This is a genomic window from Allobosea sp. GW821-FHT09G06 (assembly GCF_059416005.1).
In genome coordinates, this window is record NZ_JBWKOI010000009.1 from 41665 (window position 1) to 57944 (window position 16280).

19 protein-coding genes are annotated in these 16280 nt (G+C 66.1%); 10 read left to right on the forward strand and 9 right to left on the reverse strand.

Features of this window, described 5'->3' with window-relative positions:
* Positions 1 to 63 precede the first annotated feature (63 nt).
* Positions 64 to 2763 carry an aconitate hydratase AcnA gene (gene acnA, locus AC07NY_RS25510; RefSeq protein ID WP_494586065.1) on the reverse strand — a complete coding sequence of 900 codons (2700 nt, stop codon included), beginning with the start codon at positions 2761 to 2763 and terminating at the stop codon, positions 64 to 66.
* Positions 2764 to 2982: 219 nt separating this feature from the next.
* On the opposite strand from acnA, the gene ccmA reads away from it, so the two are divergent.
* Both ccmA and ccmB read left to right on the forward strand, forming a co-directional pair.
* Positions 2983 to 3606 (forward strand): heme ABC exporter ATP-binding protein CcmA, encoded by a 624-nt coding sequence (gene ccmA / locus AC07NY_RS25515; protein WP_494586066.1) that lies wholly within the window; start codon positions 2983 to 2985, stop codon positions 3604 to 3606.
* Positions 3603 to 4271 (forward strand): heme exporter protein CcmB, encoded by a 669-nt coding sequence (gene ccmB, locus AC07NY_RS25520; protein ID WP_494586067.1) that lies wholly within the window; start codon positions 3603 to 3605, stop codon positions 4269 to 4271. The genes ccmA and ccmB overlap by 4 nt, the downstream gene beginning before the upstream one ends.
* A 5-nt stretch (positions 4272 to 4276) precedes the next feature.
* Here the strand turns inward: ccmB and AC07NY_RS25525 are convergent, their stop codons facing one another.
* Positions 4277 to 4504, reverse strand: a complete 228-nt coding sequence (locus AC07NY_RS25525) for a hypothetical protein (protein WP_494586068.1) — start codon at positions 4502 to 4504, stop codon at positions 4277 to 4279.
* A 200-nt stretch (positions 4505 to 4704) separates the two neighbouring features.
* Between AC07NY_RS25525 and AC07NY_RS25530 the strand changes: the two genes are divergently transcribed.
* The 4 genes from AC07NY_RS25530 to AC07NY_RS25545 all read left to right on the forward strand — a co-directional run bounded on the left by AC07NY_RS25530 (position 4705) and on the right by AC07NY_RS25545 (position 6589).
* On the forward strand, positions 4705 to 4947 hold the full coding sequence (locus tag AC07NY_RS25530) for a hypothetical protein (protein ID WP_494586069.1): 243 nt from the start codon (positions 4705 to 4707) through the stop codon (positions 4945 to 4947).
* A gap of 108 nt (positions 4948 to 5055) precedes the next feature.
* The gene (locus AC07NY_RS25535) at positions 5056 to 5817 is read left to right on the forward strand and encodes a heme ABC transporter permease (protein WP_494586070.1); all 762 of its coding nucleotides are present in this window, start codon (positions 5056 to 5058) and stop codon (positions 5815 to 5817) included.
* Positions 5814 to 5999 carry a heme exporter protein CcmD gene (gene ccmD / locus AC07NY_RS25540; protein ID WP_494586071.1) on the forward strand — a complete coding sequence of 62 codons (186 nt, stop codon included), beginning with the start codon at positions 5814 to 5816 and terminating at the stop codon, positions 5997 to 5999. Before AC07NY_RS25535 ends, ccmD begins: the two co-directional genes overlap by 4 nt.
* Positions 5996 to 6589, forward strand: a complete 594-nt coding sequence (locus AC07NY_RS25545) for a DsbE family thiol:disulfide interchange protein (protein ID WP_494586072.1) — start codon at positions 5996 to 5998, stop codon at positions 6587 to 6589. Before ccmD ends, AC07NY_RS25545 begins: the two co-directional genes overlap by 4 nt.
* Before the next feature lie 129 nt (positions 6590 to 6718).
* Here AC07NY_RS25545 and purQ read toward each other — a convergent pair whose 3' ends face one another.
* The 4 genes from purQ to purC all read right to left on the reverse strand — a co-directional run bounded on the left by purQ (position 6719) and on the right by purC (position 9311).
* Positions 6719 to 7414 carry a phosphoribosylformylglycinamidine synthase subunit PurQ gene (purQ, locus tag AC07NY_RS25550; RefSeq protein WP_494586073.1) on the reverse strand — a complete coding sequence of 232 codons (696 nt, stop codon included), beginning with the start codon at positions 7412 to 7414 and terminating at the stop codon, positions 6719 to 6721.
* 3 nt (positions 7415 to 7417) lie between these two features.
* The gene (gene purS, locus AC07NY_RS25555) at positions 7418 to 7660 is read right to left on the reverse strand and encodes a phosphoribosylformylglycinamidine synthase subunit PurS (protein WP_047580918.1); all 243 of its coding nucleotides are present in this window, start codon (positions 7658 to 7660) and stop codon (positions 7418 to 7420) included.
* A gap of 83 nt (positions 7661 to 7743) precedes the next feature.
* Entirely contained in the window at positions 7744 to 8331 is a 588-nt protein-coding gene (locus AC07NY_RS25560; RefSeq protein ID WP_494586075.1) for a hypothetical protein, read from the reverse strand.
* Positions 8332 to 8516: 185 nt separating this feature from the next.
* Positions 8517 to 9311 carry a phosphoribosylaminoimidazolesuccinocarboxamide synthase gene (gene purC / locus AC07NY_RS25565; protein ID WP_257735084.1) on the reverse strand — a complete coding sequence of 265 codons (795 nt, stop codon included), beginning with the start codon at positions 9309 to 9311 and terminating at the stop codon, positions 8517 to 8519.
* Positions 9312 to 9628: 317 nt separating this feature from the next.
* On the opposite strand from purC, the gene AC07NY_RS25570 reads away from it, so the two are divergent.
* The gene (locus AC07NY_RS25570; RefSeq protein WP_492288297.1) at positions 9629 to 9952 is read left to right on the forward strand and encodes a DUF1476 domain-containing protein; all 324 of its coding nucleotides are present in this window, start codon (positions 9629 to 9631) and stop codon (positions 9950 to 9952) included.
* A 146-nt stretch (positions 9953 to 10098) separates the two neighbouring features.
* Complete coding sequence (locus AC07NY_RS25575; RefSeq protein ID WP_492288296.1) at positions 10099 to 10878, forward strand: HpcH/HpaI aldolase family protein; 780 nt, start codon at positions 10099 to 10101, stop codon at positions 10876 to 10878.
* Between the two features lie 31 nt (positions 10879 to 10909).
* Here AC07NY_RS25575 and AC07NY_RS25580 read toward each other — a convergent pair whose 3' ends face one another.
* Positions 10910 to 11554: a DNA-3-methyladenine glycosylase family protein gene (locus tag AC07NY_RS25580; RefSeq protein ID WP_494586076.1), complete on the reverse strand. Its 645-nt coding sequence runs from the start codon at positions 11552 to 11554 to the stop codon at positions 10910 to 10912.
* A 187-nt stretch (positions 11555 to 11741) separates the two neighbouring features.
* On the opposite strand from AC07NY_RS25580, the gene gluQRS reads away from it, so the two are divergent.
* Entirely contained in the window at positions 11742 to 12623 is an 882-nt protein-coding gene (gene gluQRS, locus AC07NY_RS25585; protein WP_494586077.1) for a tRNA glutamyl-Q(34) synthetase GluQRS, read from the forward strand.
* Between the two features lie 4 nt (positions 12624 to 12627).
* Here the strand turns inward: gluQRS and AC07NY_RS25590 are convergent, their stop codons facing one another.
* Entirely contained in the window at positions 12628 to 13545 is a 918-nt protein-coding gene (locus AC07NY_RS25590; protein ID WP_494586078.1) for an AEC family transporter, read from the reverse strand.
* A gap of 112 nt (positions 13546 to 13657) precedes the next feature.
* Positions 13658 to 15685: a peptidoglycan DD-metalloendopeptidase family protein gene (locus tag AC07NY_RS25595; RefSeq protein ID WP_494586079.1), complete on the reverse strand. Its 2028-nt coding sequence runs from the start codon at positions 15683 to 15685 to the stop codon at positions 13658 to 13660.
* Between the two features lie 422 nt (positions 15686 to 16107).
* On the opposite strand from AC07NY_RS25595, the gene AC07NY_RS25600 reads away from it, so the two are divergent.
* A complete protein-coding gene (locus tag AC07NY_RS25600; protein WP_494586080.1) occupies positions 16108 to 16266 on the forward strand; it encodes a hypothetical protein in 159 nt (52 codons plus the stop codon).
* The last annotated feature ends 14 nt before the right edge of the window (positions 16267 to 16280 follow it).

Consider the following 16280-nt stretch of genomic DNA (forward strand, 5'->3'; position numbering starts at 1 on the left):
GCGCCCCCAATGCGTCATGGCCGGCTTGCGCCGGCCATGAGCTGTGTTGTCGCTGCTTTCGGCTCAGGCGGCGAGGCCGCGCAGCACGTAATGCAGGATGCCGGCGTTCTTGAAGTAGTCGATCTCGTCCAGCGTATCGATGCGGCAGAGGATCGGCACCTTCTTCACCGAGCCGTCGGCATAGGTGATCTCGGCTTCCATCATCTGGCGCGGCTTGACGTTGGCCAGACCATGGATGGTGACGCTCTCGTCGCCCTTCAGGTCGAGCGAGGCCCAGCTCGTGCCCTCCTGCAGGGTGAACGGAACGACGCCCATGCCGACCAGGTTCGAGCGGTGGATGCGCTCGAAGCTCTGGGCGATCACAGCCTTGACGCCGAGGAGGTTCGTGCCCTTCGCCGCCCAGTCGCGCGAGGAGCCGTTGCCGTACTCGACGCCGGCGAAGATCACCAGCGGCACCTTCTCCGCCTGGTACTTCATCGCCGCGTCGTAGATCGGCAGCTCTTCCTTGCTGGGATAGTGGATCGTGTAGCCACCCTCGCGGCCGTTCGGGCCGAGCATGTGGTTGCGGATGCGGATATTGGCGAAAGTGCCCCGCATCATCACCTCATGGTTGCCGCGGCGCGTGCCGTACTGGTTGAAGTCGGCCACCGCGACACCGTGCTCGGTCAGGTAGGAACCAGCCGGAGAGGCCGCCTTGATCGAGCCGGCCGGGGAGATGTGGTCGGTCGTGATCTTGTCGCCGAACAGGCCGAGGATGCGCGCGCCCTTGATGTCGCCGATCGCGGCCGGCTTCTTGCCCATGCCCTGGAAATAGGGCGGGTTCTGCACATAGGTCGAATCGTCGTCCCAGGCATAGGTTTCCGAGGTCGGGGCGTTGACCGCCTGCCAATGCGCGTCGCCCTTGAAGACGTCGGCATATTTCGCCTCGAAGATGGCGCGGGTGACGTTCTGCTGGATGAAGCTCTGGATCTCCTTGTTGGAGGGCCAGATATCCTTCAGGTAGACGTCCTTGCCGTCCGAGCCCTGGCCGATCGGCTGCGTGGTCAGGTCCATCTGGATGGAGCCGGCGAGCGCATAGGCGACGACGAGCGGCGGCGATGCCAGGTAGTTCGCCTGCACGTCCGGCGAGACGCGGCCTTCGAAATTGCGGTTGCCGGAGATGACGGCGCCCGCGATCAGGCCCTTCTCGTTGATCGTCTTCGAGATCGGCGCCGGCAGCGGGCCGGAATTGCCGATGCAGGTCGTGCAGCCGAAGCCGACCAGGTTGAAGCCGAGCTTGTCGAGATCGGTCTGGAGACCGGACTTGGCGAGATATTCGGCGACGACCTGCGAGCCGGGCGCCAGCGAGGTCTTCACCCAGGGCTTGACCTTGAGGCCCTTGGCGACCGCGTTGCGGGCGAGCAGACCCGCCGCCATCAGCACCGAGGGGTTCGAGGTGTTGGTGCAGGAGGTGATCGCCGCGATGACGACGTCGCCATGGCCGAGGTCGAAATCCTCGCCCTCGACCTCGACGCGGCGCGAGAGCTCGGCGCCCTTCTTGTAGTCGGTGTCCATGGCGGCGGCGAAGCCGGCCTTGACGGCGGAGAGGTCGACGCGGCCTTCCGGACGCTTCGGGCCGGCCATCGAGGGCTGGACCGACGAGAGATCGAGCTCGAGCGTGTCGGTGAAGACCGGATCGGGCGTCTCGGGGGTGGCGAAGAGGCCCTGCGCCTTGCTGTACGCCTCGACCAGCGCGATGCGGTCGGCCGCGCGGCCGGTGGTGGTCAGATAATCCAGCGTCTCGGTATCGACCGGGAAGAAGCCGCAGGTCGCACCGTATTCCGGACCCATGTTGGCGATGGTCGCGCGGTCGGCCAGCGTCAGGTTGTAGAGGCCGGGGCCGAAGAACTCGACGAACTTGCCGACGACGCCCTTCTTGCGCAGCATCTGGGTGACAGTGAGCACGAGGTCGGTCGCGGTGATGCCTTCCTTGAGCGAGCCGGTCAGCTTGAAGCCGATCACTTCCGGCAGCAGCATCGACTGCGGCTGGCCGAGCATGGCGGCCTCGGCCTCGATGCCGCCGACGCCCCAGCCGAGGACGGCGAGGCCGTTGACCATGGTGGTGTGCGAGTCGGTGCCGACGACCGTGTCGGGATAGGCGACCTCGACCTCGACGCCGTCGATGGTCTCCTTGCGGGTCCAGACGGTCTGGGCGAGGTACTCAAGATTGACCTGGTGGCAGATGCCGGTGCCGGGCGGGACGACGCGGAAATTGTCGAAGGCGCCCTGGCCCCACTTGAGGAACTTGTAGCGCTCGGCATTGCGCTCGTATTCGAGCTCGACGTTCTGGGCGAGCGCCTTGGGCGTGCCGAACTCGTCGACGATGACCGAGTGGTCGATGACGAGATCGACGGGCACGAGCGGGTTGATTTTCTGCGGGTCGCCGCCGAGCGCCTTGACGCCATCACGCATCGCGGCGAGGTCGACGACGGCCGGAACGCCGGTGAAGTCCTGCATCAGCACGCGCGCCGGGCGGAAGCCGATCTCCTTGCCGGCGGTGCCCTTGTCGTCGAGCCAGGCGACGAAGCCTTCAATGTCGGCCTTGGTGACGGAGCGTCCGTCCTCGAACTGCAAGAGGTTCTCGAGCAGCACCTTCATCGAGAAGGGCAGCTTCGAGATGCCCGGCAGGCCGTTCTTCTCGGCATCGGGCAGGGAGTAATAGGTGTAGGTCTTGCCGCCGGCGGTGAGCGTCTTGCGGGCTTTGAATGAGTCGAGCGAGGCCATTCGGGCTTGATCCTGATCAAGGGGTTGCGGTCGCGACCGGAGCGCCCTTGCGGACACCGCCGTTCGAAGGCCTAATGCGCATGACGCGCGCGCCGCCTCGGGAGTGCCCGAGCCCCGCGCCGGATCGGCGTGCGGCGTAGCCGCGGGTTCTATAGAGCAATTCCAAGAAGCGCGCTAGATGAACGAAATGAGCTCGGACGTATCTGCGGCAGCGCTGCCTTGAAGCAAGTTCCATTCCTGCCGACGCGCCTCCACGCCGAGAATCTCGCCTGCCGACGCAGCGGCAGGCTGATTTTCGAGGGCTTGAGCTTCACGCTGCAACCGGGCCAGGCGATTGCTCTGACTGGCCGTAACGGCGCTGGCAAGTCGAGCCTGATCGCGATGCTCTGCGGGAGGTTGAGGCCGGACAGCGGCAGCATCCGGCTGGAAGGGACGGAGGACGAGGCCGATCTCGCGGAGATCTCGCATCTCGTTGGCCACCGCGACGGGCTGAAGACGGCGCTGACGGCCCGCGAGAATCTCGTCTTTGCAAGGGATGTGCTGGGCGACGCCGCCTTGACCCCGGACGAAGCGCTGGCCGTCGTCGGGCTCGGCCACGCGGCGGAATTGCCGGCCGGCTATCTGTCGGCGGGGCAGCGGCGGCGCGTCGCGCTGGCGCGGCTTCTGGTGTCACGGCGGCCGTATTGGCTGCTCGACGAGCCGCTCTCGGCACTTGACGCAGCCTCGCAAGCGATGGTTGCCGGATTGATGCGCGATCACTTGGCGCAGGGCGGCGCGATTCTCGCCGCGACCCATGGCCCGCTGGGGATCGAGGGCACGCGCGAAGTCAGGATCGGCCCGTGAGACGCGCCTTCTGGGCCATCCTGAAGCGTGACCTCGCCGTCGCGAGCCGGGCCGGCGGTGGCGGCGAGTTGGCGCTCGTCTTCTTCCTGACGCTCGTCGTGCTCGTGCCCTTCGCGCTCGGTCCCGATCTCAACCTGCTGTCGCGGATCGGTCCGGCGATTCTCTGGCTCGGTGCGCTGCTGTCGGTGCTGATCGGGCTCGACCGGCTGTTCCAGAGCGACGAGGAGGACGGTTCGCTCGATCTGATCCGCGCCTCGGCCCTGCCGCTGGAGCTCGCCGTGCTGGCCAAGGGGCTGGCGCATTGGCTGACGACGGGCCTGCCGCTGGCTTTGGTCTCGCCATTGCTCGGCTTGCTGGTGGCGCTGCCGGGTGAGGGCGTTTTGCCATTGGTCGCGACACTTCTGGTCGGTACGCCGGCCCTGAGCTTTATCGGGGCGGGCGGGGCGGCGCTGGCTGCAAGCCTCAGGCGTGGCGGTCTGATCGTGCCGGTGCTGGTTGCACCCTTGACGGTGCCGGTGCTGATCTTCGGCGTGTCGGCTGCCAATGCCGCTGTCGGCGGCACCGTGCCCTTCCTGACGCCGTTCCTGATCCTCTGTGCGATCTCGCTGGGCGCGATCGTGGTGGGCACCGTGGCTGCCGCCGCAGCCTTGAGATCGGCCGACTAGGCGGTTCAGTCGCGCTGGGGCGCCTGCGGCGCGAATTCGACCGGGTAGCCGCATTGGGTCGCGAATTTGGCGACGGATACCGCGATATCCTCAAGCGCGACGTTCCGCTCGACGAAAGCGCGGCGGATTTCCTCGGCGGTGGCGTTGACGTCGAGGACAAGCACCTCGTCGATTTTGCTGCGCACCTTCATCTCGACGGCGCGCTGCATGTCTTCCGACAGCTTGATCAGCATGGTCGATCCTCCTGTCGGTGAAGCTAGCGCAAGGCAAAGGCTGGGGCAACCGGAAAGTCAAAAAATGATAATATTTTCAATGGTTTAGCAAGATAGTCAATTGCAGGAACCATCGTCGGTGCAGGCATTGGAGCAGGTGCTTGCATCCCAGTCTCAAGCGCTGTTATCGTCACTTACTCATTTTGATGTGGTTGCACAGGATGCCGCCCGAAGAACGGGGCGAACGCCTCCAGATCATGCTCAACCAGGACGAGTTGCGGGCCCTGGAAAACTGGCGATTCGACAAGCGCATGCCCAGCCGCGCGGCGGCCGTGCGCGAGCTGTTGCGACGTGGGCTGGCCGCCGAAGGTTTCGATCTGGCCGGTGAAGGCGTTCAATCCAAGCAGTTCGGCATCGTCGACAAGGGCGGTGCGGAGGCTTCCGGCCCGGATGAGGAAACCTAGCCGAAGCGTGATTGTCGCATCCCCCTGGCATCCATTGCTTGGAACCCGTCGAGATTGCTAAAGCTGCGCCATGGCGCTCAAGCCCCCGCAACTGACATCGCCGGCATCATGGCCAGCCTGATCGACCTCGCCAATCCGACGCGCTTCATGCGCTTCTCGGCGCTGCTGCTGCCGTGGCTTGCCGCGATCGCGACGCTGCTGATCGTCGTCGGGCTCTATCTCGCGTGGTTCAAGGCGCCTGCCGACTACCAGCAGGGCGAGACCATCCGCATCATGTTCATCCATGTGCCGGCCGCCTGGCTCGCCATGATGTTCTATTCGATGATGGCACTCTCTGCGCTCGGCACCCTGGTCTGGCGTCATCCGCTCGCCGATGTCGCGCAGAAGGCCGCCGCGCCGATCGGCGCCTGTTTCGCGCTGATCTGCCTCGTCACAGGCGCGCTCTGGGGCAAGCCGATGTGGGGCACCTACTGGGTCTGGGATGCGCGGCTGACATCCATGCTCGTGCTTTTGCTGATCTATCTCGGCCTGATCGCGCTCTGGCGGGTGCTCGACGATCCCTCGCGGGCAGCGCGGGCCGTCGCCATCCTGACGCTGGTCGGCTTCGTCAACGTGCCGATCATCAAGTTCTCGGTCGATTGGTGGAACACTTTGCACCAGCCGGCTTCGGTGCTGCGCATGGGCGGGCCGACGATCCATCCTTCGATGCTCTGGCCGCTCCTGATCCTGGCGGTCGGCTTCACGCTTATGGCGCTGTCGCTGCATATGGTCGCGATGCGCGCCGAGATCATGCGCCGGCGGGTCAGGACGCTGACGATCCTCGAAGCGGAGCGGCTCGACCGGCTGGCGGCGCAGGGCGCGCCGGCATGAGCGCGCTTCTCGACGCAATCGGGCCGCATGCCGGCTTCATCCTGGCGTCCTATGGTGCGGCTGCGCTCGTTCTCGCCGGGCTGACGCTGGCGATCCTGCGCGACCACGCTGCCCAGAAGCGGGCGCTCGATGCGCTGGAGCGTCGCGGTGCCGGCCGCCGCTCGGGCCGGGAGGCGGTATGAGCCAGGTCGAAGCCGCGCCGCGGCGGCGTTCGCCGCTCGTCTTCCTCGCGCCATTGATCATTTTCGGCCTGCTCGCCATCGTCTTCGGCATCGGCCTGTTCAGCGGCGACAAGAGCAAGGTGCCCTCCGCCCTGATCGGGCGCGTCGCACCGGTAATCACGCTCGCGCCGCTGGAAGGGCTGCAAAGGGATGGCAAGCCCGTGCCGGCTTTTGGCAATGCCGATCTCATTGGCGGAAAGGCGACGCTGGTCAATGTCTGGGCGAGCTGGTGCGCGCCCTGCCGGGTCGAGCATCCCGTGCTGATGGGCTTGGCCGAGACCGATGCGGTCAAGCAGGGCAAGGTCGCTCTCGTCGGGATGAACTACAAGGACGAGGCCGAAAATGCCCGCCGCTTCCTCGGTGCGCTCGGCAATCCGTTCTCGGCGGTCGGTGTGGATCCCGCCGGGCGCGGGGCGATCGAATGGGGCGTCTACGGCGTGCCCGAGACGTTCGTCATCGGGCCGGACGGGCACATCCTCGACAAGCATGTCGGCCCGCTCGACCAGAATGCCGCGAGCAAGCTGCTACAGCGGGCGCTGAAGGCGCGGTGACCGGTGCGTCATGCTCGGGCTTGACCCGAGCATCTCATGCCGAAAAGGGCGGTCTATTCTGCGGGAGATTCTCGGGTCTGCGCTTCGCTTCGCCCGAGAATGACGTGCCTGTGCTTGCTCGCCGCTTTTTTAGGCCGCGCGCTTGGAGCCGACGAGGCTGTCGAACAGGCCGCGCCCGTCGGTGCCGCCGACCAGCGAATCGATCAGGTTTTCCGGGTGCGGCATCAGGCCGAGCACGTTGAAACCCGGCGAATAGATGCCGGCGATGTTGTTGAGCGAGCCGTTCGGGTTCGCCGCCGGGGTCACGTTGCCCTCGGCATCGGCATAGCGGAAGGCGACGAGGCCCTCGCCTTCGAGGCGGGCGAGCGTCTCGGCATCGGCGATGTAGTTGCCCTCGCCATGGGCGATGCAAACATCGATCGCCTGACCCTTGGCATAGGCGCTCGTATAGGGCGTGTCGTTACGCTCGACCTTGAGGTGCTGGCGCTTGCAGACGAATTTCAGATGGGCGTTGCGCACGAGGATGCCGGGCAGCAGCCCCGCCTCGCAGGCGATCTGGAAGCCGTTGCAGATACCCAGAACATAGCCGCCGCGGGCGGCATGGGCGCGAGTGGCATCCATGATATGGGCGCGGCCGGCGATGGCGCCGGTGCGCAGATAGTCGCCATAGGAGAAGCCGCCCGGCAGCACGACGAGATCGGTCCCGGCCGGCAGCTCGCTGTCGCCGTGCCAGATATGGGTGACCTCGGCGCCGGCCTGCTTCAGCGCCTTGGCGACGTCGCCGTCACGGTTGGAGCCGGGAAAGGTGATGACGGCGGCTTTCATCGCTCAGGCTCCGATCTCGACGCGGTAGTTCTCGATCACGGTGTTGGCGAGGAGCTTGTCGCAGGCGGCCTTGAGGGCAGCCTCGGCGGCGGCCTTGTCCGAGCCCGAGAGCTCGATATCGAAGACCTTGCCCTGGCGGACGGAATCGACGCCGGCGATGCCGAGCGACTTCAGCGCGCCTTCGATCGCCTTGCCCTGCGGATCGAGCACGCCGTTCTTCAGGGTGACGGTGACGCGGGCTTTCATGGGGTTCTCCGGACGCGGATTGTTACGGGTGCCTTAACGGCGAATCGAAGCGGGCTCAACCGTTTCCCGCCGTTTCACGTGAATCAGCGGCTGCGCCAGGCGGCTTCGGCATCGCGGCGGGCAGCCTCGGCGGTCTCGCTGACGGCAAGCGCCAGCACGAGCCGGTCGGCCTCGCGGCCATAGAAGATCGCGGCGACGGCCTGACGGCCGGCGGTATCGAGCGAGCGGATCGTGACGAGAACGCCCTTGGCATCAGTCGAAGCGATGCGGGCGACGTCGGTCGCGCTGCGGGCTTCCGGTTTCGCGTCGGGCTTTTTCTTCAGCCCTCGCTGCGCCTTGCGGCGCTCGGCCGCTTTCGTTGCCGCCATCCGGGCGAAGGCCTGCCCGAGGCTCGCCGGGCTTTCGGAAAGAGCCTTTTCCATGTCGCGGGCCTGCTCGCCTTCGAGGGCGATCACGGCAGCGAAGCCCTGGCGCGTGCAGCTTTCGCGCGGGCAGAACACCATGGAGCGGGCTTCGAGCCCGTCATTCAGCACCCAGGAGCCGATCGGCAGGGGCTGCCAGCCGTGGGAAGCCGGCAGGTCGGCGATGCCTGCTCCGAAATGATGCGAGCAGGCGCCGAGCAGGAGGCTGCCAACCAGAAGCACGGCCGCGACATGAAAACGGGAGCGCATGCGCTCCCGTTTCGTCGGCGATAATGGCGCCGCGATGGCTTTCAAGGCCAGTTTGCCAATTCTACTGCGGCGGTCGACTGACAGCATTTTTGCGCTTCCAGTGCTCACGTACAAATGTACGCTCCGCTCCGGTTCTCAAAAATGCCGCCATTCGACACCCCGCAGCGAATTGTCAAACGGCCTTGTCACTGCACCAGGCGCGGGCCGGACGGGCCGGGGTTCTCGTTCTCGCCGAGAATGCCGAGGCGGCGGGCGACTTCGGAATAGGCCTCGATCAGGCCGCCCATGTCGCGGCGGAAGCGGTCCTTGTCCATCTTGTCCTTGGACTTGATGTCCCAGAGACGGCAGGAATCGGGGCTGATCTCGTCGGCGACGACGATGCGCATCATCTCGCCTTCCCAGAGCCGGCCGGTCTCCATCTTGAAGTCGACGAGGCGGATGCCGGCGCCAAGGAAGAGGCCGGAGAGGAAGTCGTTGACGCGGATGGCGAGCGCCATGATGTCGTCGATCTCCTGCGGCGTCGCCCAGCCGAAGGCAGTGATGTGCTCTTCCGAGACCATCGGGTCGTTCAGCGCGTCGTTCTTGTAGTAGAACTCGATGATCGAGCGCGGCAGCTGCGTGCCTTCCTCGAGGCCGAGGCGGGTCGCCAGCGAGCCGGCGGCGATGTTGCGCACGACGACCTCGAGCGGGATGATCTCGACCTCGCGGATGAGCTGCTCACGCATGTTCAGCCGGCGGATGAAATGCGTGGGCACGCCGATGTCGTTGAGATTCGAGAAGATGTGCTCGGAGATGCGGTTGTTGAGCACGCCCTTGCCGTCGATCACTTCATGCTTCTTGGCATTGAAGGCGGTGGCGTCGTCCTTGAAGTGCTGGATCAGCGTACCGGGCTCGGGTCCTTCATAGAGGACCTTCGCCTTGCCTTCGTAAATGCGACGGCGGCGATTCATGGGTATGTACCGTGGCTTGAGGAAATCCAAAGGTCGGCCCTTCTCTGGACGCGATGGTCTCGCGGCGGGATCTGGCCCCTGATCTGTTCTTGTCCAGCGTCGTCGGCCTGTCGGACTCGTCGGGTACGAATCCAGCGGCGGCAGCGGCGCCGGTTGCGTGCGGGAACACCGGCGGTGCTCTCGCGCCTGCTATATGGAGTGTCTACGCCGTAAACGCAACAAATCGCCGTTTGGAGGCTTCCAGACGCTTAAAGACCGCTGAAGACCCTGATCGAGGCTGGCTCTCGCCTCGCGAGCAACCTATATGGTTGAGCGACATATTCCCCAGACAAGGACATGGACGCCGCATGACGACCTTCGACCAGCGCAAGGACGCCTACGAGAACAAGTTCGCCCATGACGAGGAGCTGCGCTTCAAGGCGACCGCCCGGCGCAACAAGCTGCTCGGGCTCTGGGCTGCCGAGAAGCTCGGCAAGAGCGGCGCCGACGCCGAGGCCTATGCCAAGTCGGTCGTCGTGGCCGATTTCGAGGAGGCCGGCGACGAGGACGTAGTGCGCAAGGTCAAGAACGACTTCGCGCTGGCCAGCGTCACCGTCGCTGATACCGAGATCCGCACCGTGATGACCGAGCTGTTGATCAAGGCGGCCGACGACATCCAGGCCGGGCGCTAAGCTCCCAGGCCGGTTGCATCCCGGCTGACGCAGGACGTCTTTGAAACGGGCGCATGGGCGCCCGTTTGCTTTTCCGGCCTGAGACTGTTCAACCTGCATCGACCGCCGCAACGCCCGAAATGCGGCCAGACACGGATGAACGCATCATGGCCAAGCCCACCGTCCTCGCTTCCCTCGCCGATCGTTTCGCCCGGGGTGACAGCGTCGTTTCGGCCTGGTGCGGTTTGCCGGACCCGTCGATCGCGGCGATCCTGGCGCAAGAGGATTTCGACGCGATCACGCTCGACATGCAGCACGGGCCGATCACGCTTGGCGAGGTCATCCGCGCGATCCCGCTGATCAATGCCGCCGGCAAGCCGGCGATCGCGCGCATTCCGGTCGGCGAGTTCCAGAATGTCTCGAAGCTGTTCGACAGCGGTGTCTCCGGCGTGATCGCGCCGATGATCAACACGATGGAGGATGCCCGTCGCTTCGCGGCCTATGCCAAATATCCGCCGATGGGCGAGCGGAGCTGGGGTAGCTATGGCGGTCTCGGCGCCTCCGGCCTTGACCAGAACAGCTATCTCAAGACCGCCAACAGCTTCTCGATGACCTTCGCGATGATCGAGACACGCGAGGCGATGGCGATCGTCGACGACATTCTGGCGCTGGACGGGATCGACGCGCTGTTCGTCGGGCCGTCCGACCTGTCGATCGCGCTCTCCGGTGGAGCGAAGGTCGATGCCACCGCGCGCGAGGTCGATGAGGCGCTGAAGCATGTCGTCGCGCGGGCGTCGGCGGCCAACAAGCCGGTTGCGCTCTATGCGGCGACGGCGGAGCGCGCCAAGCAGGGCCTCGCCATGGGGGCGCGCATGGTGACGGTGATGAGCGATTCAGGGATGCTGAAGGCGGCCGCGCAGACGGCGCTCCAGATCACGCGGGGCTGAAAGGCCGTTCCGCGCCCTTCGGGCCGGTATCTCAGGCGTTGATGCCCTCGCGGCGCTTCAGCAGGGCGTAATCCGCCCAGAGCAGCCGCGCCGCGACGCCGCGCCAGGGCCGCCAGGCCTCCGCCATCGCCTGAAGCTCGGCCGGCTTCGGGCGGGCGATGAGGCCGAAGGCGTGGCGGGCTGCTTCCTGGATGGCGAGATCGCCGGCCGCGAAGCCGTCGCGATGCCCGAGGCAGAACAGCAGATAGACATCCGCCGTCCAGGGGCCGATGCCGGAGATCGCCGTCATCTGCGCGTGAACCGCCTCGGGGGAGGCATGTTCAAGCGCCTCGAAGGCGAAGCGCCGCTCGACGAGGGCGCTTGCAAGCGCAAGCAGCGTGCGCTGCTTCGGCCGCGACAGGCCGGACAGGCGCATGTCGTCATCCGTCGCGGCGAGCACGCGCTCGGGCGTCAGCGGGACGAAGACGCTGGCGAACCGGTTCCAGACGGCGCGCGCGCTCGCGACCGATAATTGCTGGGAGACGATGATCGCGGCGAGGCCGGGAAAGCCGCCCTCGCGCAGCCGCAAGGGCGGCAGGCCGGTGCGCGCGACGATGGGCTGCCAGTCCGGGTGCAGGGCGATAAGGGCGGCCATGCCTTCCTCGAGATCGGCGTTGGATGTGATTCTCTCGATCATGATCCGGGTATCGATGGCAGAGGCGACGGCTTTCGTCAGCAGGGAGCCGCTTGGCGCGGGCGGATGCAAGGCCTAGAGCAATTCCGTAATTCTCCGAATCGCGGAATTGCTCTAGGCCTTTGTTTTAACGCATTTTCTTCACGCGAACCGGTGTCCACTTCGCTCGAAAATGCTTTAGACAGGAGCAATGCCGCCCTCTCCACCCGTTTTCCGCTTTGCCCCAAGCCCGAACGGGCGCCTCCATCTCGGCCATGCGCTGTCGGCCCTGACCAATGAGGCGCTGGCGCGTCGGTTCGGCGGCCGCTTGCTGCTGCGGATCGAGGATATCGACCTGACCCGCTGCCGGCCGGAATTCGTGGAGGGGATCGAAGAGGATCTTGCCTGGCTCGGTATCCGGTTTGAGCCGGGCCACCGCAGGCAATCGGCGCATTTCGACGATTATGCTGGGGCGTTGGCTGCCTTACGCCAGCGCGGGCTGGTCTATCCCTGCTTCTGCTCGCGACAGGAGATTCGCAGCGCTGTGGCCGCGCGGGAAGCCGCGACCGGCCAGCCTTGGCCGGTCGATCCAGATGGCGCGCCGCTCTACCCCGGCCTCTGCAAGGGGCTCGATCCGGATGAGGCGGCGCGACGCATCGCGGCCGGAGAGCCGCATGTGCTGCGGCTCGACATGGCGGCGGCGCTCGCCGCTGCGAAGCGGCCTCTCAGCTATGCAGCTTTCGACGTCGCGGATTTCAGGCAGGCCGTCCCGGTCGCGCCTGAGCGCTGGGGCGATGTCGTGCTCGCCCGCAAGGATGTGCCGACGAGCTATCACCTTGCCGTCACCGTCGACGATGCCTTGCAGGGCGTGACCCATGTCGTGCGCGGCCAGGATCTGGAAGCGGCGACGGACGTCCATGTCCTCTTGCAGAACCTGCTCGGCCTGCCGACGCCGCTCTATCATTTCCACCACCTGCTGCTCGATGATGACGGGCAGAAGCTGGCCAAGAGCCGGGATTCGCAAAGCCTTGCGGATTTGCGCGCCGACGGGATCAGCGTGGCAGAGATCCGCCGGCAGCTCGGCTTCGCTTGAGGGCTCAGCCGACGCCGAGGAAGGTCAGCCAGGCTGCGGTGGTGAAGAGCGAGAGCAGGGTCGAGAGCGTGATCGCGCTCGACGCATCGGCCACGCCCTGCCGGTAGCGTTCGGCGAAGAGATAGGCATTGATCCCGCAGGGGCAGGCAGCGAACAGCACGGCAACGCCCGACCAGTGCGCCGGCATCTCGAAGACCCGCGTCGCCAGCCAGTAAACCAGGAGCGGATGCAGGCCGAGCTTCAATCCGCTCAGCACAGCCGGCAGGGCGAGGCCGGATTCGAGGCCGTAGCGGCGCATGGCTATGCCCAGGCTGATCAATGCGCAAGGCACGGCAGCGCCGGCCAGCAGATCGACGAGCGTCCAGGCCGGTTCGGGAATGTACGCAATGAAGGGACGCACCGCCGATCCGAGCAGGATGCCGATGATGATCGGATGGGTGAACAGGCGCTTGATCAGTTGCGGGATCGAGGCCGAGCGGCCTTCGGCCAGCAGGGTTGCGACCGTCATCGTGACCGGAAGATGGATCGCGAGCAGCAGGCCGAGCGGCACGGCGCCGGCATCGCCATAGGCCTTGAGGATCATCGGCACGCCGACGAAGACGGTGTTCGACTGGGCGGCGGCGAAGCCGGAGACGACAAGCTCGGGCCCCTTGCGCGCGAAGAACCTGGCGGCGATGACCATGGCCAGCGCCCAGACCACGGCGAGGCCGGCGAAATAGGCGATCCAGTAGCCCCAGGGCTGGGTGACGGGGATATCGGCTTTCGCGAGCGTGCGGAACAGCAGGCAGGGCACGGCGAGGACGAAGACGAAATCGGAAAGACCCTCGCCGGTGGTCTCGCGCAGGAGCTTGCTCCAGCGGGCGAGATAGCCGAGGCCGATGAGCCCGAAGACGGGCAGGACGACGAGGAGGGAAGCGAGCATGGCTTCGGAACTCGCGTGAGAGAGGAACGCCTGCCTCCGCGGTGTCCGCTTGCGAGCGCGCTGTCAAGCAGCCAAAGCGGGGCGGAGGTTGTAACGCCTTGTCGTCATGCGCTCAGCGCAACTGCGCGAGCGTGCCGCCAGCCTTCTCGATCAGGCCGCGGATCTCGTCACGCTGGCGCCTGAACTCGGTGAGCGTCGTGCCCTGGAGCTCGCGCCCGCGCGGCACGCGGATCTTCATCGGATTGACGAAATTGCCGTTGACCAGGACCTCGTAGTGCAGATGCGGGCCGGTCGAAAGGCCGGTCGAGCCGAGATAGCCGATGACCTGGCCCTGCCGGACCTTGGCGCCCGGAACGATGCCGTTGGCGAAGTTCGACTGGTGCGAATAGGTGGTGACGTAGCCGTTGGCGTGCTGGATCTCGGTGTGCTTGCCGTAGCCGGAGGACCAGCCGGCCTTGAGCACGGTGCCGTTGCCTGCGGCGAGGATCGGCGTGCCGATCCGGTTCGACCAGTCGACGCCGGTATGCATCTTCGAATAGCGCATGATCGGGTGATAGCGCATGCCGAAGCCCGAGCGCAGCTCGCCATCGGCGATCGGCTTGCGCAGCAGGAACTTCTTCAGCGACTTGCCCTCGTCGTCGAAATACTCGATCAGCCCGTCATCGGGCGCCTGGTAGCGGAAGACGCGGCGGGTCTCGCCATTGACGGTGAGGCTCGCGGACAGGATCTCGGCGCGCTCGCCTTCATCCTCTTCGGTGAAGATCACCTCCAGATTGTCGCCGCCATGGACGCGCTGCTGGAAATCGAGATCGTAGGAGAAGATGCGGACGAGCTCGTCGACCAGCGGGCGCGGCAGGTCGTGCCGGGCGCCGGTCTCGTAAAGGCTCTCATAGAGCCGGGCGCCGCCCGAACCCTCGTCGTCATCGTCCCCGTCCTCGGTGTTGCGCCGCTGCGGTTTTTGCGGGCCGGCCGCATCCTGGCGCGGCAGATCGACCGGCACGAAGGCGCCCTTGTCGTTCATCGCGATGATGCCGTCGGGCTGGCCATTGCTGAGCAGCGAGACGCGCATGATCTGACGGGGATCGCCTGAGCGCGGGCCCGGTGCATAGAGCACCTGCAGGACCTGGCCGTCGGGCAGGGCGGAGGTTCGCACCTTGCCGCCGAAAGCCGCGATCATCGTGCGGACCTGCTCGGGCGCCACGCCGGCACCGCGCATGACCTGCTCGAAATTCTCGCCGCGCTTGGCCATCAGCAGCTTATCCTCGACGAGAGGCTCGCGCGAGGCCGGGATCGGGGTCTTCGGGGCGTTGGTGACGTTCTCGGGCACGACGCGGACCTCGATGCCCGAGAAGCGGGTATCAGTCGCCGGCGCATAGGCCAGAATGTCGTTGCCCGGAGCGGCGGTGCCGGTCAGCGTGCGGCTCAGCATCAATTGCGGCGGGATCGGCAAGGCGCGCTGGCGGCCTGAATTGGCCATGTTGGCGCGCTCTTCCTCGATCTGCGAGATCACCTCGGCATCGCTGAGCTGCGGCTTGCCGGAGGGCAGGGTCAGATCGCCAAGGTCGCGCTTGACGATGGTAACGTCGGCATCCGGCATGTCCTGGGCCGGTTCGGCATAGCGCTCCTCGGGCTGCCCGCCCTCGGCGAAGAGGCGCAGCGGGTTGAAGGGCGGAATATTGGAGGCATAGACGCCCGTCGTCAGCGACAGGTTGGACGCCAGGCGGACGAAAGGCCGGACGCGGATGACCTCGCGGTTGCCGGTGCGCTGCGACATCGGTGCGCGCAGGGTGTGGCGCGCCGACATGACCGGCTGATCGGCGACGAGCTTGTCGGCCTTGCGCGCCCCGCCGCCGTCGCCTGCGGCCGAGGCGGAACGAACGGCGACCGTCTCCGGTTGTTCCGGGTAGCTGGTATCGCCGCGCATCGCGACGAGGATCGCGGCGCCGAGCAGGGCGGCGCCGCAGGAACCGACAAGCGCGCAAGCGAAGAGCCAACGCAGCGAGACGCCTCGCCGGTCCAAAGGCTGCTGGCGGGAATCGCCCGGCTGGATCGGCGGCTCGATCCCGAGATCGACCAGAAGAGCCGCTGCCTCGGGGGCGAGCGGCTCGGCCGGCTGTGCGAACTCGGGATGGGCGTTCATGTCGTGGCGGTTGCTTCTTGCGGGCTGTCTCGAAATCTCGATGGCGACCCTCGCTGCAGCGAAGACGCCTTGAACGCATCCTGACGAAAGCGCGCCAGGACCATGCCCGTGCCGGAAGCCGGAATCAATCCGTTCAGCCGTGGACGATCTCCTGTGCTGGGAGATTGCGGCTGTTTTGGGAAGTAGGGTTCGCGGGAACGCACACGTACATGCGCGCGCGTTTTCGTTTCAACAACGCTACATGCCGGGAATTGGCGGGCTTCTTCCGCAGAAGTGGCCGACCGCCGACGGGGAATCCAGCCCGGCCCCGGCCATGCCGATCTTCGCCGACGAACTTTTTTGCGGCGCAACAGGGCTGTGAGAGCCAGCCGTCTTCTGCGGTCGAGAGGATGTGAGCCGGCGAGTGGTCAGAAAGCCGCAAAATGCGCCGTTTCGGCCGGGTTTCGGGGCTTCCGGCAAAAGAAATGCGTTTCGTCAAAAAAACTTCATCGAGCGTGTTGACTTCCAATCCGGGCCTGGCCTATAAACCGCCCATCGAGACGGCGCCGCCGCTGAGCGGCGCCTCTTCTGCGCTTCCTTAGGACGCTGGGGCTTA